Source organism: Terribacillus jepli (assembly GCF_047228925.1).
Taxonomy (GTDB): domain Bacteria; phylum Bacillota; class Bacilli; order Bacillales; family Amphibacillaceae; genus Terribacillus.
In genome coordinates this window covers 82680-104723 of the sequence record NZ_JBFEGH010000002.1, presented here as the reverse complement: position 1 = coordinate 104723, position 22044 = coordinate 82680, and the positions used below count along the sequence as shown (strand labels likewise).

The 22044-nt window shown below is 44.4% G+C and carries 30 protein-coding genes and 1 riboswitch; of the genes, 20 read left to right on the top strand and 10 right to left on the bottom strand.

All coding sequences use genetic code 11. From position 1 onward, the window contains the following. Nucleotides 1-68: 68 nt before the first annotated feature. Nucleotides 69-1055 carry a ketoacyl-ACP synthase III gene (locus AB1K91_RS02920; RefSeq protein WP_413087989.1) on the top strand — a complete coding sequence of 329 codons (987 nt, stop codon included), beginning with the start codon at nt 69-71 and terminating at the stop codon, nt 1053-1055. A gap of 48 nt (nt 1056-1103) precedes the next feature. Here the strand turns inward: AB1K91_RS02920 and AB1K91_RS02915 are convergent, their stop codons facing one another. Then, nucleotides 1104-1550, bottom strand: coding sequence for a DUF2512 family protein (locus tag AB1K91_RS02915; protein WP_413087987.1), 447 nt, complete (start codon nt 1548-1550; stop codon nt 1104-1106). A gap of 127 nt (nt 1551-1677) precedes the next feature. Between AB1K91_RS02915 and AB1K91_RS02910 the strand changes: the two genes are divergently transcribed. Continuing rightward, nucleotides 1678-3123, top strand: a complete 1446-nt coding sequence (locus AB1K91_RS02910) for a SulP family inorganic anion transporter (protein WP_413087986.1) — start codon at nt 1678-1680, stop codon at nt 3121-3123. 266 nt (nt 3124-3389) lie between these two features. Here the strand turns inward: AB1K91_RS02910 and AB1K91_RS02905 are convergent, their stop codons facing one another. Then, nucleotides 3390-3824, bottom strand: a complete 435-nt coding sequence (locus tag AB1K91_RS02905; protein WP_413087985.1) for a GtrA family protein — start codon at nt 3822-3824, stop codon at nt 3390-3392. A gap of 148 nt (nt 3825-3972) precedes the next feature. On the opposite strand from AB1K91_RS02905, the gene AB1K91_RS02900 reads away from it, so the two are divergent. Continuing rightward, nucleotides 3973-4767 (top strand): VLRF1 family aeRF1-type release factor, encoded by a 795-nt coding sequence (locus AB1K91_RS02900; RefSeq protein ID WP_413087983.1) that lies wholly within the window; start codon nt 3973-3975, stop codon nt 4765-4767. A 137-nt stretch (nt 4768-4904) separates the two neighbouring features. Here the strand turns inward: AB1K91_RS02900 and thmT are convergent, their stop codons facing one another. The 8 genes from thmT to AB1K91_RS02860 form a co-directional block, all read right to left on the bottom strand. Next, nucleotides 4905-5084, bottom strand: a complete 180-nt coding sequence (thmT, locus tag AB1K91_RS02895; protein ID WP_413087981.1) for a 2-hydroxymuconate tautomerase — start codon at nt 5082-5084, stop codon at nt 4905-4907. A 13-nt stretch (nt 5085-5097) separates the two neighbouring features. Then, nucleotides 5098-5514 (bottom strand): Fur family transcriptional regulator, encoded by a 417-nt coding sequence (locus AB1K91_RS02890; protein ID WP_413087979.1) that lies wholly within the window; start codon nt 5512-5514, stop codon nt 5098-5100. A gap of 1 nt (nt 5515) precedes the next feature. Then, nucleotides 5516-6382: a metal ABC transporter permease gene (locus AB1K91_RS02885; RefSeq protein ID WP_413087977.1), complete on the bottom strand. Its 867-nt coding sequence runs from the start codon at nt 6380-6382 to the stop codon at nt 5516-5518. Then, nucleotides 6379-7107, bottom strand: coding sequence for a metal ABC transporter ATP-binding protein (locus AB1K91_RS02880; RefSeq protein ID WP_413087976.1), 729 nt, complete (start codon nt 7105-7107; stop codon nt 6379-6381). Before AB1K91_RS02880 ends, AB1K91_RS02885 begins: the two co-directional genes overlap by 4 nt. Before the next feature lie 243 nt (nt 7108-7350). Next, a complete protein-coding gene (locus AB1K91_RS02875) occupies nt 7351-8421 on the bottom strand; it encodes a YhgE/Pip domain-containing protein (protein WP_413087974.1) in 1071 nt (356 codons plus the stop codon). 54 nt (nt 8422-8475) lie between these two features. Then, nucleotides 8476-8898 carry a MarR family winged helix-turn-helix transcriptional regulator gene (locus tag AB1K91_RS02870; RefSeq protein ID WP_413087973.1) on the bottom strand — a complete coding sequence of 141 codons (423 nt, stop codon included), beginning with the start codon at nt 8896-8898 and terminating at the stop codon, nt 8476-8478. 118 nt (nt 8899-9016) lie between these two features. Continuing rightward, nucleotides 9017-9340: a spore coat protein gene (locus AB1K91_RS02865; protein WP_413087971.1), complete on the bottom strand. Its 324-nt coding sequence runs from the start codon at nt 9338-9340 to the stop codon at nt 9017-9019. Between the two features lie 16 nt (nt 9341-9356). Continuing rightward, the gene (locus AB1K91_RS02860; RefSeq protein ID WP_413087969.1) at nt 9357-9596 is read right to left on the bottom strand and encodes a hypothetical protein; all 240 of its coding nucleotides are present in this window, start codon (nt 9594-9596) and stop codon (nt 9357-9359) included. A gap of 108 nt (nt 9597-9704) precedes the next feature. Here AB1K91_RS02860 and AB1K91_RS02855 point away from each other — a divergent pair, with 108 nt between their 5' ends. The 17 genes from AB1K91_RS02855 (at nt 9705) to AB1K91_RS02775 (ending at nt 22029) form a co-directional block, all read left to right on the top strand. Further along, the gene (locus AB1K91_RS02855; RefSeq protein ID WP_413087967.1) at nt 9705-10064 is read left to right on the top strand and encodes an arsenate reductase family protein; all 360 of its coding nucleotides are present in this window, start codon (nt 9705-9707) and stop codon (nt 10062-10064) included. Nucleotides 10065-10147: 83 nt separating this feature from the next. Further along, nucleotides 10148-10537, top strand: coding sequence for a glycine cleavage system protein GcvH (gcvH, locus tag AB1K91_RS02850; protein ID WP_093725748.1), 390 nt, complete (start codon nt 10148-10150; stop codon nt 10535-10537). 132 nt (nt 10538-10669) lie between these two features. Next, entirely contained in the window at nt 10670-11020 is a 351-nt protein-coding gene (locus tag AB1K91_RS02845; protein ID WP_413087965.1) for a toprim domain-containing protein, read from the top strand. A gap of 78 nt (nt 11021-11098) precedes the next feature. Further along, nucleotides 11099-11338, top strand: a complete 240-nt coding sequence (locus AB1K91_RS02840) for a thioredoxin family protein (RefSeq protein ID WP_413087963.1) — start codon at nt 11099-11101, stop codon at nt 11336-11338. A gap of 83 nt (nt 11339-11421) precedes the next feature. After that, the gene (locus AB1K91_RS02835; RefSeq protein ID WP_413087961.1) at nt 11422-11751 is read left to right on the top strand and encodes a hypothetical protein; all 330 of its coding nucleotides are present in this window, start codon (nt 11422-11424) and stop codon (nt 11749-11751) included. A 60-nt stretch (nt 11752-11811) separates the two neighbouring features. Next, a riboswitch (SAM riboswitch) is annotated at nt 11812-11913 on the top strand. A gap of 96 nt (nt 11914-12009) precedes the next feature. Continuing rightward, nucleotides 12010-13032: a methionine ABC transporter ATP-binding protein gene (locus AB1K91_RS02830; protein WP_413087959.1), complete on the top strand. Its 1023-nt coding sequence runs from the start codon at nt 12010-12012 to the stop codon at nt 13030-13032. Next, on the top strand, nt 13025-13693 hold the full coding sequence (locus AB1K91_RS02825; RefSeq protein WP_170829557.1) for a methionine ABC transporter permease: 669 nt from the start codon (nt 13025-13027) through the stop codon (nt 13691-13693). Before AB1K91_RS02830 ends, AB1K91_RS02825 begins: the two co-directional genes overlap by 8 nt. 15 nt (nt 13694-13708) lie before the next feature. Beyond that, entirely contained in the window at nt 13709-14536 is an 828-nt protein-coding gene (locus tag AB1K91_RS02820; RefSeq protein WP_413087957.1) for a MetQ/NlpA family ABC transporter substrate-binding protein, read from the top strand. Nucleotides 14537-14766: 230 nt separating this feature from the next. After that, a complete protein-coding gene (sufC, locus tag AB1K91_RS02815) occupies nt 14767-15546 on the top strand; it encodes a Fe-S cluster assembly ATPase SufC (RefSeq protein ID WP_413087955.1) in 780 nt (259 codons plus the stop codon). A 17-nt stretch (nt 15547-15563) separates the two neighbouring features. After that, nucleotides 15564-16868, top strand: coding sequence for a Fe-S cluster assembly protein SufD (sufD, locus tag AB1K91_RS02810; protein ID WP_413087953.1), 1305 nt, complete (start codon nt 15564-15566; stop codon nt 16866-16868). Then, nucleotides 16868-18094 carry a cysteine desulfurase gene (locus tag AB1K91_RS02805; protein WP_413087951.1) on the top strand — a complete coding sequence of 409 codons (1227 nt, stop codon included), beginning with the start codon at nt 16868-16870 and terminating at the stop codon, nt 18092-18094. Before sufD ends, AB1K91_RS02805 begins: the two co-directional genes overlap by 1 nt. Then, a complete protein-coding gene (gene sufU / locus AB1K91_RS02800; protein WP_413087950.1) occupies nt 18084-18518 on the top strand; it encodes a Fe-S cluster assembly sulfur transfer protein SufU in 435 nt (144 codons plus the stop codon). The genes AB1K91_RS02805 and sufU overlap by 11 nt, the downstream gene beginning before the upstream one ends. A 49-nt stretch (nt 18519-18567) precedes the next feature. Next, nucleotides 18568-19965, top strand: coding sequence for a Fe-S cluster assembly protein SufB (sufB, locus tag AB1K91_RS02795; RefSeq protein WP_413087948.1), 1398 nt, complete (start codon nt 18568-18570; stop codon nt 19963-19965). Nucleotides 19966-20026: 61 nt separating this feature from the next. Then, nucleotides 20027-20623, top strand: coding sequence for a class I SAM-dependent methyltransferase (locus tag AB1K91_RS02790; RefSeq protein ID WP_413087946.1), 597 nt, complete (start codon nt 20027-20029; stop codon nt 20621-20623). 231 nt (nt 20624-20854) lie between these two features. After that, on the top strand, nt 20855-21097 hold the full coding sequence (locus AB1K91_RS02785; protein ID WP_413087944.1) for a PepSY domain-containing protein: 243 nt from the start codon (nt 20855-20857) through the stop codon (nt 21095-21097). Between the two features lie 229 nt (nt 21098-21326). Next, the gene (locus AB1K91_RS02780; RefSeq protein ID WP_413087942.1) at nt 21327-21806 is read left to right on the top strand and encodes a DUF2975 domain-containing protein; all 480 of its coding nucleotides are present in this window, start codon (nt 21327-21329) and stop codon (nt 21804-21806) included. A gap of 10 nt (nt 21807-21816) precedes the next feature. Continuing rightward, nucleotides 21817-22029: a helix-turn-helix domain-containing protein gene (locus AB1K91_RS02775; RefSeq protein WP_093725759.1), complete on the top strand. Its 213-nt coding sequence runs from the start codon at nt 21817-21819 to the stop codon at nt 22027-22029. Nucleotides 22030-22044 lie beyond the last annotated feature (15 nt).

The following is a 22044-nucleotide window of genomic DNA, read 5'->3' as shown; positions in this document are numbered from 1 at the left end:
ACTCTTTTTAGTACCAGGTATTAAAACTAGATGGTATAATGGAAGCAGATGTGAAGGAGGCAGATAATATGGAATCCAAAGCACGCATAACAGCAATTGGAACATATATCCCAGAAAAGGTACTGACCAATGCAGATTTTGAAAAAATGGTCGATACTTCTGATGAATGGATTGTCCAGCGAACTGGTATCAAAGAAAGAAGAATCGCTGCTGAAGATGAATATGTAACAGATTTATGTGAACAAGCGGCAAGGAACCTTGCAAAGAATTTCAACAAGTCATTGGAAGATGTAGACTTGATTCTTGTAGCTACAGTGACAGGTGAATATAAATTCCCTAGTGTGTCGAGTCAGCTGCAAGCAAGGTTGGGACTGAAAAACACGGGCGCAATTGATCTGGGCGGTGCATGCGCAGGCTTTGTTTACGGGCTGCATATGGCTAACGGGTTGATTTCTTCCGGTTTGCATAAAAAAGTACTTGTTTTGGGCGGAGAGACATTGTCCAAAATCACTGATTATACCGATCGTACTAGCTGTATCCTATTCGGTGACGGTGCTGGTGCTGCATTGGTAGAGTACGATGCTGAAAATCCTGGTTTCTTCGGCTTCCATATGGGAACAAAAGGAGAAGGCGGCCGCCATCTTTACCAAACTGGCTTGTCCACGACAATGGGCGGGGAAGAGCTCATGAACCCAGGGAAATTGGTTCAGAATGGACGTGAAGTATATAAATGGGCCGTTTCCGGTGTACCAAAAGGTGTCAAGAAACTAGTGGAAGAAGCTAATATGTCCATGGATGATATCGATTGGTTCATCCCGCATAGTGCCAATATGCGGATGATCGAGTCTATCTGTGATCGCCTGGATTATCCAGTGGAAAAGACACTTACCAGCATGGCTACAGCTGGTAATACATCTTCCGCTACAATACCTTTGGCTTTCGATTTCGGATTACAAGAAAATAAGGTCAAAGATGGTGATACAATGCTATTATACGGATTCGGCGGCGGTTTGACCGAATGCGGAATCATCATCAAATGGGATCCAAAACCATAAAAAAGAGCCCGTGGAATTCACTCCACGGGCTTTCTTCTGTTCATAGCTTCAAGAATCCTTATGCGGTCCGCGAACTGGCAGATTCCCAGCAATCTTTGTACGAAACTGATCCAGGAAGATGACATTATAATATTGGTCTTTCCCATTCCTTATCACATATTTCCGCACATAGGCATGCAAGAATGTCCCATCCAGCCAAGCTAGGATCAGACTTGCGGGAATTGCCCCTATCAATGGATGTAGACTCTCATCTGCCGCTAAGAATATGAGCATCCAGCTGACAATGGTGAAGAATATACAATCGAGCCATCCTGTTTTTTTATTTGTTTTACCTGGCAGCAATGCCATGTCGATCAAGTAGCCGATAACTGTCAGGACAACTGTCAGCTGCACTACTTTGGTAAAGGATAATTGATAGATTAAACCTGCGAAGAGATAAAGGATGGCAAAGGCAAAGATGCCTTTCAGAACTATTGCTTTGACATGTTTCATCATTGTTCACCTGCTGCTTTTTTTATACAATATGTCCAGTTTTCGCTGCACGTATACGCAGCTGCAACAAGTCTAAAAAATATGGTATAATAACCTGCCGTAAGTTAAGAGATAGGAGTTTATTTCGTTCATGATTACAAATATAAAAGAAGCATGGTTCTCCAACGTACCCAAGGATGTTTTATCCGGTATTTTAGTCGCTTTAGCACTCATTCCGGAAGCGATAGCCTTTTCGATCATTGCCGGTGTCGATCCGATGGTCGGATTGTATGCTTCCTTCTGTATTGCCGTTGTCATTTCATTTGCAGGGGGAAGACCTGCGATGATATCTGCAGCCACGGGTGCGATGGCACTTGTGATGGGAAGTCTTGTGGCTGACCACGGACTGCAGTATCTTTTTGCAACGACCATTTTGACCGGTATCATTCAAATTTTATTCGGCATTTTCAAAGTTGCAAGACTGATGATTTTCATTCCGCGGCCGGTTATGACTGGATTCGTCAACAGCTTGGCAATCTTGATCTTCATGGCCCAGCTTGTACATTTCAAAGGTGAATCATGGCAAATTTATGCTTTTGCAGCAGGTGCCTTGCTGATTATCTATGTACTGCCGAGATTTGTGAAGGCTATTCCATCACCGCTGGTAGCCATTGTTGTGATGACCATCATCGCCATCTTTACACATAGCTCGACCAAAACAGTCGGTGATATGGGTGAGCTGAAGCAAGCGTTGCCTTCATTCTTGATCCCTGATGTCCCATTCAATATGGAGACATTACAAATCATTTTCCCTTATGCAATCGCTTTGGCGATCGTCGGTTTGATGGAGACATTCCTGACAGCGCAGCTGCTGGATGAATATACGGACACAAACAGCAATAAAAACCGGGAAGCACGAGGTCAGGGAATTGCCAATATTACTGCTGGGTTCTTCGGCGGTATGGCTGGCTGTGCCATGATCGGACAATCCGTCATCAATGTAAAAGCAGGAGGGCGTACCCGCTTATCGACCTTTATTGCAGGTGCTTTTCTTATGCTGCTGATTCTCGTATTCCAGGATGTTTTGGTGCAAATCCCGATGGGAGCACTCGTTGCTGTCATGTTCATGGTCAGCATCGGGACATTTGACTGGTCATCGGTACGGAATCTGCACCGGATGCCGTTGACTGACGCAGTGGTCATGATTGTGACAGTGATTGCAGTGGTGTGGACAGATAATCTGTCGATTGGCGTCATCATTGGGGTGTTGATGAGCGCCGTATTCTTTGCTGCTAAAATCTCCAAGGTGGATGTCAAAGAGATAATGCAGGGGGAGACTAAGGTATATAAAATCAAAGGTCAATTGTTCTTCGTTTCAGTGACTGATTTTCTGGCAAGCTTCAACCCTAAACAGGAAACAACCAAGCAAATCGTCCTGGATTTTCAGGAAGCAAGACTATGGGATGATTCAGCTGTCGGGGCATTGGATAAGCTTGTGCTGAAATATCGGGAATACGGCATCAAAGCTGACATTCAAAATTTGGACCATGCAAGCCAGGCATTGGTCGATCGACGTGCTGTATATAGTCAAACATGAAAATAGATGCCGGGATAAAATGATTTAACTAAAAAAGCCGAACTCGACGTGATTCTTTTAAACAAAGATTACGTCAGTTCGGTTTTTTGTTTTGTAATAGTATTTACTAGTGTGATTCGAGCGCGGAGGCTCCTGGAAATGCCAATCAAGTTTCTTCGTGCGATGTTAGGCTGCCGAAGCCCGTGGAAAGCGGAGTGTTCTGCTGGAGCGAGGCTGGAAAATATCATTCAATTTTGGACATATTCTTTCAGGTTATGTTCCAGTCGCTATTTTTTTCTTTTGAACACAATGTATTTCATGAACAAGAAGCTGCTGGCGGAGGAAAGGAACATCGCTGCTCCTTTTGCTATATTGTTTTCCACATAAGCCGGAATCGAGATAAACGCCGTAGCTCCAAGGATAGCAACACCGGCGATGAATACAAGATTACTGATTACTAACGCAATCAAGGCTTGGGCGAAGAATAAACCCTTTTCGGTTATATTCGATTTCTTTTGACTGCGGAACGTATATCTTGTATTCCAATAATAACTGTTCCAGATACATATCAAATAGCTGATTGTATTAAATAATAACAGTAAAAGATTATTTTTTGTCGGCCAAATAAGTAGTAATAAATTCAGCACAGCCAAATCGACTGCTGCATTCAGTATACCAATTGAGGTGAATTGCAGGATTTGTGTCCTGGTCCGTTTTAACATGATTTTTCACAGCCTTCGGGTGACGTGGTTGTATCTTAACATCATTCCCTCCTTTACTTATTTTTTAACGTTTCAAGTGGCATGAATGTGGTATGTAGTGCTATATGCTAGTTGTATCAAGCAAATCTGGAAGAGGAGTGATTGCAGTTTGTGTTACGCGAAAGACATGGAGAAACTTGCACAAAAAGCCAAGCGCCATCCTCAGAAAGTACTTAGCATGTATGTGAACACCGACCCTGCCGATCGTGACCAGGCGGGTGGGAAATGGAAGATTCACGTAAAAAATGGTTTGAAAAATTTCGAGACATATCTCAAGAATGATCCGGGAGAATTGGAACAATTCTTGAAAGTGAAGGACAAGGTGAAAGCTTTTTTGGAGGACAACGGTCAAAGCATGAAAAAAAGCTGCGTCGTGTTTGCATCAGCAGAAGATATTTGGTTTGCCGAATGCTTGCAAATGCCTGTAACAACGGAATTTCACTGGGAGGATGAGCCGAAGCTGGAACAATTCCAGTTGCTGTATGAACGATTCCCGGAATCGGGAGTGATTCTGGTACAAAAAAATCAAGTCAAAGTGATTGACGCCGTGCTAGGAAAAATCAATGACACGAAACTATATGAAATGGATTTGGATACTGAGAGATGGAAGGTGCAGGCAAGTCCCCAGCGCGCATTGTCCATCAAAGGTAAAGGCGGAAAGGGATCGAAAAAGGATACAATCGAGAACCGGTGGGAAGCCAACCAAAAACGCTGGTATAAGTCATTGGCGCCCGATCTCGATAAGCTTGCCAAGGATAAGGAATGGAAAAGCATCCACCTCGTTGGCAATGCAGAAGAAGCGAAGTTGATGGAAAGCTATATGCAGAAGCAAGTTCAGCAAACCGATAGCAAAAACCTTTTCGATCAAGAGGAGAAGAAAGTGCTGGAGGAAGTGATTCTGTGAAAAAACGTGGGAAGGCAAAAGCGAAGAAATGACACCTTGGGATCCCCTATCACCTCTGAAAGACATGAGCTTAATATAGGGGAATAGTATTTGAAAGCAAAAAGCAGCATGCTCAGGGTGAGCATGCTGCTTTTTCATTAGGATAGGCGTTTTCCTGCCACACCGTAATTTGCTTTGTTCATTTCTTCGATGACGATGGAAACTGCTTCCTCGCGTGCACCTGTCGTCTCGACCATTACATCGGTCATTTTCTTGATCATTTGTTCCTTTTGTTCATCTGTACGGCCTTCCAGCATTTTGACGGTAATGATTGGCATATACATCGACTCCTTAGCGGTTGTGACACGTCGGGCAAAGTCCATAAAGCTCGAATGCGTGTGTATTTATATGATAATCCGCCAATTCATCTGTGTAAACCGGCAGCGGACATTTCTGAAGCGGCTTGGTCAGCCCGCAGCTTTCGCAAATGAAATGATGATGATGCGAGCCACTTTTACAAGCGATCTTGAACAGCTTCTCACCATTTTTCTCGCGGGATTCCAGCAGTTCCAGCTGTTCAAAAAGACGAAGATTACGGTAAATCGTATCCAAGCTGATGCCCTTATAGCTGGTTTCCATGAACGCAAGCAGTGCTTTAGCACTTCGATACCCTTTTGCATGGATGAAATAGGATAAGATATCCGCACGTTTGTCGGTATATTTATGACCATTTTCTTTCAGTACAGCAATGCCCTCTTCCACTCGCATATCAGGAAACTCCTTTCTCGAATGCAGTTTTTCGTTTGTTCGCAAGCAGCAGCTTTTGAACGATGAAACTCAACAGAAGAATAAGGATGGATACAACGACGATGGTTCCCCCTGGCGGTATTTCAAAATAATAACCCGAGAACAACCCGACAATAACGGAAGTCTCGCCGAAGAGAATTGCAAGAATCATTGCCTGTTTGAATCCCTTTGCCAGCCGGATGGCTGCAGCGACAGGGATGGTCATCAAGGCGCTTACGAGCAGTACGCCGACAATACGGATGCTCGCTGCAATGACAAGGGCAGTCAGCAGCATGAAAATGAAGTGGATCACTTTTGCATGCAAGCCGCTGACACGCGCATGTTCCTCATCAAAGGAGAGCACGAGCAACTGTTTGTAAAGGACCCCGATCACAAGCAAAACGATGATGGAAATGATGATGATGACCCGCAAATCTTCACTGCTGACAGCTGATACCGAGCCGAATAAATATGAAAATAAATCGGTCGTGAATCCATTCGCCAATGAAATGAAAATGACACTTAATCCTACTCCGCCGGATAGGATGATCGGAATGGCGATTTCCTGGAAGTTGCGGAACATGCTGCGAAGCTTTTCGATTAACAAGGAAGCAATGACGGAAAAGCTAAGTCCTGCATAAAATGGCGAGATCACAGGAGTTGCCAGCTTCTTTTCCATTAAAAGGCCGAAAGCAATCCCGGCCAGCGTCACATGCGATAAAGCATCTGCGATCAAGGATAGCCTGCGGACGACGATGAAGCAGCCCAATAATGGGGCTATCAAGCCGATCAGCAGACCAGTATATAGTGTATTACGTAAAAATTCGAATTGAAGAAAGTCTGCAATCATGCATGGATACCTCGCAATACGTGTAAATCGGATTCAGGCAGGCTGAATTGTTCGGGACTGCCTTCGTATTGGACTTGCTGATCCAAATAAACCAGTTTGGACGCATATTGTGCAATTCCCGCCAAATCATGGGTGATCATCACAAGCGTCAGTCCATTTTCACTATTCAAGCGCTGCAGTAATTCATAGAAACCTTTTACATTGGCATGATCGATCCCGACCGTCGGTTCATCGAGGATGATCAATTCCGGCTGGCTGACGAGCGCCCTGGCGATGAAAACACGCTGCTGCTGACCGCCGGACAGGCTGCTGATATTTTCATGCAAATAGTCACTCATATCCACTTGTGCCACTGCCTGCTTCACCGCAGCTCGGTGCTTGGCCGAGAATCTGCGGAAATAACCGATCTTTGGAGTAAGACCCATCGCAACCACTTCAAATACAGTGGCCGGGAATCCTTTGTTGAAGGCATTCGCTTTTTGCGAAACGAAGCTGACCTTATTCCATTCTTTGAAGGAAGAAACAGACTGTCCGAAAAGCTGGATGGAGCCTTTATTCGGCTGAAGCAGTCCGAGGGCAAGCTTGATCAAAGTTGTTTTGCCTCCGCCATTGGGTCCGATCAAACCAAGGAAGTCACCTTTTCTCACTTGCAAGGATACTTCGCGCAAGGCTGCCTTTTGTTCATAAGAAAAATTAATATTATCTATTTGAAGGATAGATGTCATTTTCTATCACCTTTCTAATCACGTACTCTTTCACAAGGAACTATTCTATCGTAATCATTTCGATTTGTAAATCATAATCGTTTCGATTTAAAAAGAATTTCACTTTTAAATAAGGAGGGAGACAAACTTCAGCTTTTGAATCAAGAGGATGCAAGTAGAGTTTAGGGAATGAATCCGCGAAATAAGCAAAGAGAATGTAATGGATGGAAAAAGACCTCCGCCTTGATGAGCGGAGATCTTTTCTCACACAGCTGCAGCTGTTTCGTCTTTTTTAACATATTGAATTGGCTGCTGTTTCTTCAGCATCAATGCAAGACAGGAAAGCAGGAAGGTGATGACCAGTATCAATCCAAGGTGAAGGATTGTCGAGGAAACACTTTGTCCTGCATAAATTAGTTGACTGAAGCCTTGTACCCCGTTGGAAGCTGGCAGAGCGCTCCCAATCACACGGAACACAGGAGACAATAGGTCTGCCGGAATGATATTTCCCGCTGCCATCAGCTGGAACGGAATCATCGCTACATTGAATAAGGCGCCGGCATTACCGAATAGAGCAAAGCTCATCTGGGTGAAGCTGATACAGGCAAAGACGACGAGCAGCTCGTAGCCCCATAGCTGCATATAAGAAGCAGCAATATCATTTGCAAAGTAGTGAATCGTAACGGTGATTGTCGTTACGACGAGTCCGATGATCAGCAAAAGAAGCTGCTTGTTCCAAAAGACGTGCCATTTGCCGAATTTGCGGTTCATGATTTGCGTGACGATGTTCATTTGAATATTCATTGTCATGACAGCGATGAACACGATGAAGCCGAGAATCATCGGAACCATGGAAGTTGCAAAGTTACTGATGGGATTTTCTTTGATGATTTCCGCTTGTACATTCGTTCCAGCGATGGAAGCTGTCATTTGTCTGGCTGCACTTTCAGCTGCCGACAGGGCGACTTGTGAATTGGAACTGTTCATGTAAAACTTCAGGGAAGTATCGCTCTGTTTGGCCAAGTTTTCAGTGAATGCCTCTGGAATGACGATCAGCATGGCAATGTCGTTTTGATCAAGCTGTTCTTTCGCATCATCAAAGGAAGCGAGCTCTGCATCGAATGGCATGCTGTCGATCATCTGATCGGTCAATGCATCAGCCTGTGTACCATCTTCATTGACCACGGCAGCTTGCAGACGATCCAGATGATCGGTTGCATCATGATACCCTGTCAACCAAATGATGGAAAAAAGTAAGGGGACAATGATGGCAAAAGTGATGCCGACTTTCGTATTTGGGATTTTAAACATTTCCCGTAATGGTTGTAAACGCAAAATAAAAAACTCCATTCTATAATAGTTGCATGTGCATGTATTTGGTGAAAAAAATCACTGCAAATTCTGATGCAGCCTGTGGATCAGAGTATGCAGCAATTCAATTTCACTTTGTTGGAACCCACCGTACGCATGTTTTTCGATTTCTTCTATCCTTGGTTTGATAAGTTGAACCAGTTCCCGGCCATCAGCCGTAATCTGCAAGCGGATTGCCCTGCGGTCATGCGGATCATGTCCGCGGGTCACTAAACCCTTCTTTACAAGTTTATCGACAATCTTTGTCACAGTTGTCTGTTCTCTCTCCGTCAATCCGGCAAGCTCTTTTTGTGTGATATCATCCTGCTTGTCCAATTCGGCAACAAGGGAGAATTGTTCAGGTGTCAGTTCAAACGGTAGAAGCATACGGGAAGTTTCCCGTTTCAAGGATAGGTAAGTCCTGGATAAAATCAGTCCTAATTCGTCCTGTTTCCTGCCCATGTTTTGCTCCTTTCAAATAGTTGCACATGCAAGTATATTACAGATTTGTACACAATTCGTCAATAATTTTTTTGGATTCAAACAAAAAGGACAACCAGCAGCTGATTGTCCATCTGTCTCATATATAAGGAAGTTCCTGGCGTGTGTTGCTGAATTGCTGATAGGCTTGCTCCACCTTCTGCTGCGGGGCTTGTTCCAAGCTGTACCAGCCGTGCTGGAACATCAAATTATACAAATTGCGCTGGGCATCCTGTGATTCCTTGAAAATGCGAGCCACTGTTTCATACAGCGATTGATTGCTCATTTCATTAAGTGCAGTGCTGTATGAAGCTGTCATATATTTTTCGGTCGCAAGCAAATCAGTCACATGGTCCCGATCATTCATATCCTGTGTCGTCGGTACCGGTGTTTGCGGATTCTGTACCTTCTGGTTCTGCGGCATAGCGTTCCCTCCTCCCTTAATTAAGCGGTTTCGTCTGTAAATGTTCCAGTAACATATCATAATGGCGCTGATGCATCTGACCGACAGTGTGCAATGCTTCCTGTGCATCTGTAAGCTGTACTTCCCTGGCGGCATGCTGTGCTTTCTTGGCTGCATTCAAATTCCAATTGAGCATATCGGTCAAGTACAGTAAGTCTTTTTCAGAAATCATTTCCGGCGGCTGCAGCATGATATCGTTTGTGTTTCCTGGTGGCATGGGATCCCTCCTTTTTCTTTTCTATCGTGCCCGTGTTCCATCGGTTTATTCTGTGCGTAAGATGCAAAGGACTATGCTAAAATAGCAGTAGGAAAGGAAGGGGATAACATGTTCCGATTTTATTGGTACCCGAATTGCAGTACATGCAAAAACGCAAAAAAATGGCTGGATGCGAATGAGGTATCGTATGAAGCAATACATATCGTCGAGAACCCTCCAAGCCCTGAAGTTCTTCAGGAAGCAGCGGATAAAAGCGGCCTGCCGCTTGCAAAACTGTTCAATACGAGCGGGAAAGTCTATCGTGAGGGCGGCTATAAGGATAAAATCAAAGATGCAGATGATAACCAGCCGAAGGCGTGGCTGTCTGAAAACGGTATGCTGATCAAGCGTCCGCTTTTGATCGGTGAGGACACTGCTGCCGTCGGTTTCAAGCAAGAAACATATGAGGCTGTAACTGCTTCGAAATAAGCTGAATCGGTGGTAATTTTATCTATTATTTCTTATAGTAAATATGTTAGCTATTCTTGTAGAAAATAGGTGGAGGAATTAAAATGAGCAACTTACCGAAAGATCTACGTTACACGGAAGAACATGAATGGATCAAAAAAGAAGAAGGCAACCAGTACCGGATCGGTATTACCGACTTCGCTCAGGATGAACTCGGGGATATCGTGTTCGTGGAACTTCCATCCGTTGGTGATGAATTGAAAGCGGACGAGCCATTTGGCAGTGTCGAATCTGTCAAGACAGTATCCGAGCTGTATGCTCCGATCAGCGGTAAAGTAGTGGCTGTGAACGAAGATTTGGATGACAGTCCCGAATTCGTGAATGAATCCCCATACGAGAAAGCATGGATGATCGTGGTGGAAACAGACGACGAAGCAGCTTATGAAAGCCTGCTTTCGGTTGAGGATTACGAAGGAAGAATCAAAGAGGATTAATTTTTGCTGCCCTTGTTGGCAAGGGCAGCGGTTTCCTTTCATATACTATGGCAAGCTTTATTGCTAAGCTGCCTTCATTCGGAGCGCGGGCAAGGAAGCAATCAAATATCGATCAGAATAGGTGATGCCAGTATGGGTGATGAACAAAAGGTCATTATCGTGGAAGGGCGCTCGGACAAAGAGCAGATTAAGAAAATCATCGATGAGGATGTGACGATCATCTGCACCAATGGTACATTGGGCATCGAGCGGCTGGAACAGCTGTTGTATGACTATGACTTGGATCACAAGCAAGTATATATCATGGTGGATGAGGACAGTGCTGGGCATAAGCTGAGGAAACAGCTGGCCCGAGAGCTTCCACATGCCCAGCATATCTACGTAGACAGAACCTATCGAGAGGTAGCGGCGACCCCGGCACCTGAATTGGCCACGGCCTTGCTTAGCAGAAGCATCATGGTGCATCCATTCTTCCTCGCCTGAAGAAAGAAGGGATGAATTATCAACGTCATCGAAAAAGAGGTCCAGGGAGTCATCGGGCAGGAACAGGCAAGGATATTTGTGCACACGCCGTTTTGCGGCACATGCCAGCTTGCCGAAAAAATGCTCCTGACAGTCGAGACTGTGACGGGCCAGGAATATTATCATAAACTGAACGCCTCTCTATTTCCTGATTTCATGCAGGAATATCAGATTGAAAGCGTCCCTTGTCTCATTATCTTCAAACAAGGAAAAGTTCAGGAAAAAATATATGCGTTTCATTCCGTCCAGCATATGCTGGCGAAAACGCTGGATGAATAAACAGCTTTCCAAATGGAAAGCTGTTTTTTCTTGCAGGAAATTTGGTGACTTGGAGCCAAATACAAAGCAAGGGGGGATGGAGCATGATCATCGAAGAATTGAAAAAGCTCAAGCAACAGATCGAAGCTAGGGAGGATCTGTTGCCTTTATGCAACGACAAACGGCTGAAGGTCTTCATTGAATGGGAAGATGACCATTTCGATTTGCATATTGATAGAAGCAGTCTGACGACACCAGCTTCAAAGCCTTATGGATTTTTGCATATTCGTACAGATGAACAGACACTTCATCAGCTCCTTGCCGGCGAGGTCCAGCTTCGCAGTATATGTAACAGGCAAGTTGTGGAAGGGGATTACCAGCATATTCTTCTTGTGGAAGCTCTCTTGTTTCTGGGAGCCGGAGCCAGACTGTAATATATGTTGACAGAACTTTGTACTAGTGCTAAACTCCTTTTTAGCAATCATATATAAAAACTCTTATCCAGAGTGGCGGAGGGACTGGCCCGATGAAGCCCGGCAACCACAGGTTTTCCTGTATGGTGCCAATTCCTGCAGGGAAACCTGTACAGATGAGAGAACAATTTTCGCACATAAAACCGCGTCTTTTTGTTCTCATGACAAAAAGACGCTTTTTTATATTTGCAGAGCAACACGAGGAAGGAGGAGCGGATATTGATCACCATCAAAAACCTCTCCAAAATATATCGCACAAAAAAACAGAATATTACAGCAGTCGATCAGCTTGACCTCACGATAGAGTCTGGTGAGATTTTCGGTGTGATCGGGTATAGCGGCGCTGGTAAAAGTACCTTCGTACGCTTGTTGAACCGTCTCGAAGAACCGACTGCCGGTGAAATAATCATCAATGGCAAGGACATCGTCAAACAGCATAAAAATGAACTCCGACTTGCCAGACAAGAAATAGGGATGATTTTTCAGCACTTCAATTTGCTGTGGTCCCGTACGGTACACCAGAACATCGCCTTTCCGTTGGAGATAGCAGGTGTGCCAAAGAAAGAAAGAAAAACCAAAGTCGATCGATTGATTGAACTGGTCGGATTGAAAGGACGCGAAAATGCCTATCCATCACAATTAAGCGGCGGACAGAAGCAGCGGGTCGGCATTGCAAGAGCGCTCGCTAACGATCCAAAAGTGCTGCTATGTGATGAAGCGACATCAGCATTGGACCCGGAAACGACAGATAGCATCCTTGATTTGCTGGTAGACATCAACAAACGGCTTGGTTTGACCATCGTAATGATTACGCACGAAATGAACGTAATCCGCAAAATCTGCCACCGTGTTGCCGTAATGGATACAGGCAAGGTCGTGGAAGCAGGCGACGCAGCGCATGTATTCCAAAATCCGCAGCAAGCGATCACGAAGCGCTTTGTTCAGCAGCTTGATGGAAGTGAGCAATATGAATCCTTATCGGCGGCCGCGCTGAAAGAAGGGTCAGGAACGATCGTGAAGCTTTCCTTCTCCGGCGAAAATGTCAACCAGACAGTTGTCAGCCATACTGCGAAACAATTCGATGTGGATATCAATATCCTTCAAGGGAATGTACTGCAGACACAAACCGGTGCAGTCGGAAGTCTGTTTTTGCAGCTTGTGGGCAGTGAAGCGGAAGTGGAGAAGGCACTGGACTTCATCCGCAGTGCAAATGTGAAAGCGGAGGTGCAGGAACTTGTTTGAGAAATGGTTTCCGAATGTAGATATAGCAGATTTGAACACAGCCATCTACGAGACATTCTATATGACGATCCTATCTTTGATCGGTACTTTCATCATCGGCATCATCCTTGGACTTTTACTTTATCTGACTAGTAAAGGGAAGCTGTGGGAAAACAAAATCGTCTATTGGATCGTGGCGGCGGTAGTCAACGTATTCCGTGCCATTCCATTCATCATCCTGATTTTGCTGCTGTTCCCATTCACCGATTTTATCGTCGGCACGATCCGCGGACCGGAGGCAGCATTGCCTGCACTTATCATCGGGTCTGCACCTTTCTATGCGCGGCTTGTGGAGATTGCGCTGAAAGAAGTGGACAACGGGGTAATTGAAGCTGCCAAGGCAATGGGTGCGAAAAACAGTACGATCATGTTCAAGGTATTGCTGAAAGAATCCATGCCGGCGCTTGTCTCAGGTATTACGGTAACAGCGATCGCCCTTATCGGATCTACAGCAGTAGCTGGTGTGATCGGCGCAGGCGGATTAGGCGATTTCGCTTACTTCTACGGTTTCCAGCGCCGGCAGTTCGATGTCGTATTCATCTGTACGCTATTGATTGTCATCGTGGTATTCGTCTTCCAATTTATTGGAGACTTGATTTCAAATAAATTAGATAAACGATAAAGGAGAGGGATTCAATTGAAAAAGGCATTATTAGTCATTTTATCGGCTGTTTTCATGGTATTCCTGGCAGCTTGCGGTTCTTCCGATAGCGGCTCAGGCGATGAAGAAACAACAACAATCAAAGTGGGCGCTTCCAGCACACCACACGCAGAAATTCTTGAAGAAGCAAAACCGCTTTTGGAAAAAGAAGGAGTCGATCTTGAAATTGAAGAGTATCAGGATTATGTCCTTCCCAACGACGATTTGGCCAATGGCGACCTGGACGCTAACTACTTCCAGCATATCCCTTACTTGGAGACTTCCAATGCAGATACTGGATATGATTTGATCAGCCTTGGCGGTGTTCACTTGGAACCAATGGGCGTTTACTCTAAAAACATCAAGAAAATCGATGATATCAAAGATGGCACAGAAGTACTCATGGGTCGTAACGTAGCCGAGCAAGGACGTGTGCTATCCATCTTCCAAGAAGAAGGTCTTATCAAGATCAAAGATGGCGTCGAGCCTGTTGATGCAACTTTCGATGATATCGCAGAAAATCCAAAGAACTTGAAGTTCAGCATGGAAGTTGATCCTGCCTTCTTGCCGGATACGTACGAATCCGAAGAAGACGCATTGGTCGTCATCAACACGAACTATGCTTTGCAGGCAAATCTTAAACCTTCCGAGGATGCATTGATTCTTGAAGGCACAGACTCTCCATATGCAAACATCGTTGCTGCTCGTGCCGAGGATAAAGATAACGAAGCATTGCAGAAATTGATGGACGTGCTTCATTCTGATGAGATCAAACAATTCATCGAAGAGAAGTACGATGGTTCCATTCTCCCTGTCGATGAATAAGAAAGACCATTCTCATGCCTTTGCTGGTATTCTCAGCAAAGGCATTATTTTTGGCTTGAAATGGAAGTGTGATACAATAGGACAAGACCATGTTAAAACTGTGTTTTTATCTAGTAAAAAAGTTGATAATGGTCGAACAATGCTTTAAGATTATAATGAGAATAAATTGATAATGTGTTTAAATAACATTATCGAAATTTATAAAATAGCAGCTATCGGAGGGTTAATAAATGGCAGGTTCAGTTCTAGAGATCAAAGACCTACATGTTTCGATTGAAGATAAGGAAATTCTTAAAGGTGTAAACCTTACGATAAAAAGCGGGGAATTCCATGCGGTAATGGGACCAAACGGTACTGGTAAATCCACATTGGCATCCGCAATCATGGGCCATCCAAAATACGAAGTGACAGGCGGAAGCATCACTTTGGACGGGGAAGATGTGTTGGAAATGGAAGTGGACGAGCGTGCTCGTGCCGGTCTATTCCTTGCAATGCAGTATCCAAGTGAAATCAGCGGTGTAACAAATGCCGACTTCCTTCGCTCCTCTATCAACGCCCGCCGCGAAGAAGGCGATGAGATTCCATTGATGAAATTCATCAAGGAAATGGACGAAGCGATGGACTTCCTTGAAATGGATAAGAACATGGCTCAGCGCTACTTAAACGAAGGTTTCTCCGGCGGTGAGAAAAAACGTAATGAAATCCTTCAGCTTCTTATGATGAAAGCTGAAATCGGTATCCTTGACGAGATCGACTCCGGTCTTGATATCGATGCACTGAAAGTTGTCGCAAAAGGTATCAACAAACTGCGCGACGAAAACTTCGGTTGCCTAATCATTACCCACTATCAGCGTTTGCTAAACTACATCGAGCCTGACTTCGTACACGTTATGATGCAAGGCCGTGTCGTTAAATCCGGCGGATCCGAGCTTTCCCAGCGTCTGGAAGCAGAAGGCTACGATTGGATCAAACAAGAGCTGAACATCGAAGACGAAACAATTAACGCGTAAACTGGAGGAGGGATCTTATGACTGTTGAAACGAAGCAACCATATAATGATGAATATATCAGCCGTTTTTCCAGTTCCCGCAATGAGCCTGAATGGATGAAGGAACTTCGTCAGCAAGCTCTTTCCCAATCGGAATCTTTGGACATGCCAAAACCCGATAAAACTGGGATCAAGAACTGGGATTTCGACACGTATGTGCATGAAGTAGAAGGGGAGAAAATCAGCGCATTGGACAGCCTGCCAGCAAGTGTGGCGGCTTTGATCGATGCGGATAATGCCCCAAACCTTTACATTCAGCGCAATAATAGTGCGGCATACCTTGCCTTAAGCGAAAAATGGAGCGAGCAAGGCGTCATCTTCACGGATATCTTCACTGCCTTGCAGCAGCATGGTGACTTGGTGAAGAGATTCTACATGAAGGATGCTGTAAGTATTGATGAAGATCGTCTTACTGCTCTGCATGCAGCATTAATGAACGGCGGCGTGTTCGTCTATGTTCCGAAGAATGTCGTAGTGGATGAGCCGCTTCAGACAATCTTCTGGCAGGAAGATGACAAAGTAGCTTCCTTCAATCATATATTGATCGTTGCCGAAGCGAATAGTGCTGTAACATATGTTGAAAACAGCATTTCCCATAACGCAGATCAAGCAACATTCGCAAACGTTGTGACAGAAGTCATAGCAGGCGATAATGCCAACGTATCTTATGGTGCGGTTGATAACTATGCTGCAGGTACGACTGTCTATGCAAAACGCCGCGGTGTAGCTTACCGAGATGCTCGCATCGACTGGGCGATCGGCCAAATGAACGATGGTAACACAATCAGTGAGCATATCACTCACTTGATCGGTGATAATTCCGGTTCCGAAGCGAAAAGTGTAGTAGTCGGACGCGGGAAACAAATCCAGAACTTCACAACGAATATCGTCCACTTCGGTAAGAATTCTGTTGGAAGCATCTTGTCCCATGGTGTCATGAAAGACCAGGCAAGCTCTGTATTCAACGGTATCGGAAAAATCGAACATGGTGCCAGCAAATCTGATGCCACTCAAGAAACACGTGTCTTGATGCTTAGCCAAGGTGCACGCGGTGACGCGAACCCGATTCTTTTGATTGATGAAGATGATGTAGTGGCAGGGCACGCAGCATCTGTAGGCCGTGTCGATCCGCTTCAGCTTTATTACTTGATGAGCCGCGGAATCACGAAGCATGAAGCTGAACGTCTGATCATCCATGGATTCCTTGCACCTGTTGTAAATCAGCTGCCGATTGAAACTGTAAAAAATCAGCTGACTCAGGTAATCGAAGGGAAAGTAAACTAATGGATGCCCGCTCTATCCGTGAACAGTTCCCGATCCTGCATCAGGAAGTCAACGGACATCCGCTGGTCTACTTGGATTCCTCAGCAACTTCCCATAAGCCGATAAAGGTATTGGAAGCTGTGGATGCCTATTACCGGAACGATAACAGCAATGTACACCGCGGTGTGCATACGCTGGGAACCCGGGCTACGGATAAATATGAAGGTGCCAGGGAAAAGGTGCAGCAGTTCATCAATGCCAGAAGCACCAAGGAAGTTATCTTCACACGCGGTACGACGACAGCGATCAACACGGTTGCTCACAGTTACGCCCGTGCAAACTTGGAACCTGGTGATGAAGTGATCATCACACCGATGGAGCACCATAGTAATATCATCCCGTGGCAGCAGGCGGTCAAAGCGACCGGAGCAACACTGAAATACTTTGAACTGAACGAAGATGGTACCTTGAATATGGATGATGTGAGAAAATCGATCGGTCCGCAGACGAAGATCGTCGCTTTGACGCATGTATCCAATGTACTGGGAACCATCAATCCGATAAAAGAAATCGTCGAGCTTGCTCATCGGCAGAATGCAGTCGTCCTTGTGGATGGTGCCCAAGGTGCTCCGCATTTGAAAGTGGATGTACAGGACACCGATTGCGACTTCTATTGCTTCAGCGGCCATAAGATGTGCGGACCGACTGGAATAGGTATCCTGTATGGTAAGCAGGAACTGCTGGACAATATGGAACCAGTCGAATTCGGCGGCGAAATGATCGATTTCGTCCACTTGTATGATTCAACGTGGAAGGAGCTTCCTTGGAAATTCGAAGGGGGTACACCGATCATAGCCGGTGCAATCGGTCTCGGAGCTGCAATTGATTTTCTCAATGAAATTGGGATGGATCAGATTGCTGCCCATGATCAGAAGCTGACAGCATATGCGATGGAGCGCATGAGTGAAATTGAAGGATTGACCATCTATGGTCCATCCGCTGCAAAACGCTCAGCGGTTGTCACATTCAATATCGATGGTGTGCACCCGCATGATACGGCGACTGCCCTCGATACGGAAGGCATCGCTGTCCGTGCCGGACATCACTGTGCCCAGCCGCTTATGCGCTGGTTGGATGCAACAGCTACTGCCAGAGCAAGTATGTACGTTTACAATACCGAGGACGATATCGACAAACTTGTCAGCGGACTGACAAAAACGAAGGAGTTTTTCGGAAATGTCTTTTGATAACCTTGATACACTCTACCGGCAAGTGATCATGGATCACTATAAACATCCGCGGAATCGTGGTAAGCTGGAAGGAGACGCATTGGTGGTCGACATGAACAACCCTACTTGCGGAGACCGTATCCAGCTGCAGCTTCAGGTGGAGGATGGCAAGGTGAAGGATGCGAAATTCGAAGGAGAGGGCTGCTCCATCAGCATGTCCTCTGCTTCCATGATGACCCAAGCCATCAAAGGCAAATCCATCGAAGATGCACTCCGGATGTCGCAATTATTCTCCGATATGATGCTGGGGAAAGAAATCGACCCTGGTGATCTGGAACTCGGTGATGTAGAAGCGCTGCAGGGCGTAGCAAAATTCCCGGCGCGCATCAAATGTGCGACACTCGCCTGGAAAGCGATGGAGCAAGGCGTCGAAAAAAACTAATGGAACACTGTCGTGTGAAATAGATGTAATCCTATAAGGAGGTTTTACCATGGCTAAAAAAGCGCCTGAAATTGGAGATTACCGGTATGGCTTCAGTGATCGTGATATTTCCATTTTCCGTACGGAAAAAGGCCTTACACCTAGAATCGTTGAAGAAATCTCTAAGATGAAAGAAGAACCACAATGGATGCTGGACTTCCGTCTGAAATCCTTGGAGCAATTCTATAAGAAGCCGATGCCGCAGTGGGGCGGAGACCTTGCTGAGCTTGACTTCGATGAAATCACTTATTACGTGAAACCATCCGAGCGCTCCGAGCGTTCATGGGATGAGGTACCGGAAGAAATCAAAAACACATTTGATAAACTTGGTATTCCAGAAGCTGAGCAGAAGTACCTTGCCGGTGTTTCCGCGCAGTACGAATCAGAAGTTGTGTATCACAACTTAAAAGAAGACTTGGAAGAAATGGGTATCGTCTTCAAAGATACGGACACAGCACTTAAAGAGAATGAAGATTTGTTCCGTGAGTACTTCGGAAAATTGATTCCGGCATCGGATAATAAATTCGCTGCCTTGAACTCTGCAGTATGGTCCGGCGGTTCTTTCATTTATGTTCCGAAGGGTGTTAAGACAGATATCCCATTGCAAGCATATTTCCGGATCAACTCCGAAAATATGGGGCAGTTCGAGCGTACACTCATCATCGTTGACGAGGGCGCATCCATTCATTATGTCGAGGGATGTACAGCTCCTGTGTATACAACGAATTCCTTGCACAGTGCGGTTGTTGAAATCTTTGTCGCAAAAGATGCTTACTGCCGTTACACTACGATCCAGAACTGGGCAAACAACGTTTACAACCTAGTTACCAAACGTGCGACAGTTGATGCGAACGGTACAATGGAGTGGGTCGATGGTAACATCGGTTCCAAACTAACAATGAAATACCCTGCTGTCATCTTGAAAGGCGAAGGCGCTCGTGGTATGACATTGTCCATCGCTCTGGCTGGTAAAGGCCAGCATCAGGATGCCGGTGCGAAAATGCATCACTTGGCACCAAACACATCTTCAACGATCGTTTCCAAATCCATCTCCAAACAAGGTGGTAAAGTAACGTATCGCGGAATCGTTCACTTCGGCAAGAAAGCAGACGGCGCACGCTCCAACATCGAGTGTGACACGCTGATCCTGGATAATAAATCCACTTCCGATACGATTCCATACAACGAGATCTTCAACGAGAACATCTCCTTGGAACACGAAGCGAAAGTTTCCAAAGTATCCGAAGAGCAATTGTTCTACTTGATGAGCCGTGGTATCTCTGAAGAAGAAGCAACAGAAATGATCGTAATGGGCTTCATCGAGCCATTCACGAAAGAACTTCCAATGGAATATGCCGTAGAAATGAACCGTCTGATTAAATTCGAGATGGAAGGTTCTATCGGTTAATACAGAAGACCCTTGTATATCAAGGGTCTTTTGTTTGTGATTATAATTAGGAGAGTGAATCATGGAAAATAACGTTTTTGAACAGTTGGCAAAAAAATATGATACGGAAGAGAGAATGGCATTAGCTAAAATTATAGTGAAGGAAATCCGACCCGAATTACAAGATAGTAAATCAAGCTCTTTGCTGGATTATGGGAGCGGTACCGGTCTAATTAGTTTAGAATTGACGGATTTAGTTGATTCCATTTTGTTGGTGGATTCATCAGAACAAATGTTGGAGGTCGCAAAGACAAAGATTTCCAACAAAGGAATTACCAACGCCAGTGTGCTTTATTCAGATTTTACCCAAGATACTCCTGAACTTAAAGCGGATATCGTGGTCATGTCACTGGTTCTTCTTCATATTCCGGATACTGAAAAGATTCTGCAGGAATTGTTCCATATTTTACATGACGATGGCAAATTGATCATTGTTGATTTTGACAAAAATAATAAAATAAATCACCCGAAAGTCCACAATGGTTTTTCGCATGACGAACTAAAAGATACTCTGTCTGCAGTTGGATTTAAATCAACTGAAATTAGAACCTTCCATCATGGAAATCGCATTTTTATGAATCAAGATGCCTCGATGTTTATATCCAGCAGTATAAAGTGAACGTTAGTTTTGAATGCCATATTAACGACAGCTGATCTCTAGGCGAACTTTTAAAGTTCGCCTTCTTTTTATGTAGTTCTAAGAGATATTCATTGTCATTACCCTGCTGGGAAGTTGCTTTAAATATTAGGATGGAACACGCTATTTTTATTTGTTAAGATTCAGGAACACAAAACTTGTCTGTTGTATAAAGATACATGAGTTGAATCTTTGTAGAGGGAGAGGATTTTCATGTATCAAGATTCTTCTTATACTAACTCCATGCATAGACAAAGAATAACGATGCAGCAGGCTCAAGAAATAGCTCTTCAAAGAGTTCCAGGAAGAGTTATGCATGTGGATATGGATTTGGAAAATGGCGTTCTAGTATACGAAGTATTCATTATGACAGCTCAAGGTATGATCTTTGAAGTAGAGATACTTGCAAAAAACGGCAGAATCTTAAAGATAGACCAGGAAAATGATAACGACTAAGGTTTTGAATATCAGCTATAAATAAAGCTCTTAAGTATATAAGCTTATATTTTGTTCAAATCAGAAAGGTATATATCGATTTAAATTACGCACAGCATTTTTCCCAGGAGAAGAGTGCTTTTTCTTTTGTATTTCGATAATATGTATATATTAATCAATAATTATTTATTGTAAAACGATAAATAATATATTAAAATCGTCTTAAAGAAAAACAAATGAGGTGCTTTTTTTGAAACGTGAAACACTCTTTTTAAAGTTGGCTGTCTTTCTCATGGCATTGCCGGTTCTAGCTTTGTGCATTTTTGCCATCCCGCCGATTGCTTTTGGTTCAGCTGACTATTATCCCGAGGCTGAATTTTTAAAATATCCCGTTTTAATCGGTTTGTACCTGACTGCATTGGCATTTTTCATGGCTTTGTATCAGGCTTTCAGGCTGCTGGGCTATATTGACAGAAATATAGCTTTTTCTGACTTGTCGGTGAAAGCGCTGAAGAATATAAAAAAATGTGCGATCACCATCACTGGCGTTTATGTACTATTCCTGCCGCTCATTTATATCGTGGCAGACAGAGATGATGCACCAGGTCTTATCCTGATAGGTATGGCCATTATCTTTGGAGCGCTAGTCATTGCATTCTTTGCTGCTGTACTCCAAAGACTCTTGAAAAATGCCATCGACATAAAATCAGAAAATGACTTGACGGTCTGAGGTGAACAATATGGCGATCATAATAAATATTGATGTAATGCTGGCAAAAAGAAAAATGAGTGTGACAGAGCTGTCGGAAAAGGTGGGCATCACGATGGCGAATCTATCCATTTTGAAAAATGGAAAAGCTAAGGCGATTCGGTTATCAACATTAGATGCAATATGTAAGGCGTTGGATTGTCAGCCTGGAGACATCCTGGAATACAGAATGGATGAAGGATAAGGAAGCTAAGAAAGT

Excerpts from the sequence above, each read along its gene's own strand:
- AB1K91_RS02920 (WP_413087989.1), top strand. The coding sequence starts at position 69 with ATGGAATCCAAAGCACGCATAACAGCAATTGGAACATATATCCCAGAA.
- AB1K91_RS02915 (WP_413087987.1), bottom strand. The coding sequence starts at position 1,550 with ATGATGAAACATGTCAAAGCAATAGTTCTGAAAGGCATCTTTGCCTTT.
- AB1K91_RS02910 (WP_413087986.1), top strand. The coding sequence starts at position 1,678 with ATGATTACAAATATAAAAGAAGCATGGTTCTCCAACGTACCCAAGGAT.
- AB1K91_RS02905 (WP_413087985.1), bottom strand. The coding sequence starts at position 3,824 with ATGTTAAAACGGACCAGGACACAAATCCTGCAATTCACCTCAATTGGT.
- thmT (WP_413087981.1), bottom strand. The coding sequence starts at position 5,084 with ATGCCAATCATTACCGTCAAAATGCTGGAAGGCCGTACAGATGAACAA.
- AB1K91_RS02890 (WP_413087979.1), bottom strand. The coding sequence starts at position 5,514 with ATGCGAGTGGAAGAGGGCATTGCTGTACTGAAAGAAAATGGTCATAAA.
- AB1K91_RS02885 (WP_413087977.1), bottom strand. The coding sequence starts at position 6,382 with ATGATTGCAGACTTTCTTCAATTCGAATTTTTACGTAATACACTATAT.
- AB1K91_RS02880 (WP_413087976.1), bottom strand. The coding sequence starts at position 7,107 with ATGACATCTATCCTTCAAATAGATAATATTAATTTTTCTTATGAACAA.
- AB1K91_RS02870 (WP_413087973.1), bottom strand. The coding sequence starts at position 8,898 with ATGGGCAGGAAACAGGACGAATTAGGACTGATTTTATCCAGGACTTAC.
- AB1K91_RS02865 (WP_413087971.1), bottom strand. The coding sequence starts at position 9,340 with ATGCCGCAGAACCAGAAGGTACAGAATCCGCAAACACCGGTACCGACG.
- AB1K91_RS02860 (WP_413087969.1), bottom strand. The coding sequence starts at position 9,596 with ATGCCACCAGGAAACACAAACGATATCATGCTGCAGCCGCCGGAAATG.
- AB1K91_RS02855 (WP_413087967.1), top strand. The coding sequence starts at position 9,705 with ATGTTCCGATTTTATTGGTACCCGAATTGCAGTACATGCAAAAACGCA.
- gcvH (WP_093725748.1), top strand. The coding sequence starts at position 10,148 with ATGAGCAACTTACCGAAAGATCTACGTTACACGGAAGAACATGAATGG.
- AB1K91_RS02845 (WP_413087965.1), top strand. The coding sequence starts at position 10,670 with ATGGGTGATGAACAAAAGGTCATTATCGTGGAAGGGCGCTCGGACAAA.
- AB1K91_RS02835 (WP_413087961.1), top strand. The coding sequence starts at position 11,422 with ATGATCATCGAAGAATTGAAAAAGCTCAAGCAACAGATCGAAGCTAGG.
- sufC (WP_413087955.1), top strand. The coding sequence starts at position 14,767 with ATGGCAGGTTCAGTTCTAGAGATCAAAGACCTACATGTTTCGATTGAA.
- sufD (WP_413087953.1), top strand. The coding sequence starts at position 15,564 with ATGACTGTTGAAACGAAGCAACCATATAATGATGAATATATCAGCCGT.
- AB1K91_RS02805 (WP_413087951.1), top strand. The coding sequence starts at position 16,868 with ATGGATGCCCGCTCTATCCGTGAACAGTTCCCGATCCTGCATCAGGAA.
- sufU (WP_413087950.1), top strand. The coding sequence starts at position 18,084 with ATGTCTTTTGATAACCTTGATACACTCTACCGGCAAGTGATCATGGAT.
- sufB (WP_413087948.1), top strand. The coding sequence starts at position 18,568 with ATGGCTAAAAAAGCGCCTGAAATTGGAGATTACCGGTATGGCTTCAGT.
- AB1K91_RS02790 (WP_413087946.1), top strand. The coding sequence starts at position 20,027 with ATGGAAAATAACGTTTTTGAACAGTTGGCAAAAAAATATGATACGGAA.
- AB1K91_RS02785 (WP_413087944.1), top strand. The coding sequence starts at position 20,855 with ATGTATCAAGATTCTTCTTATACTAACTCCATGCATAGACAAAGAATA.
- AB1K91_RS02775 (WP_093725759.1), top strand. The coding sequence starts at position 21,817 with ATGGCGATCATAATAAATATTGATGTAATGCTGGCAAAAAGAAAAATG.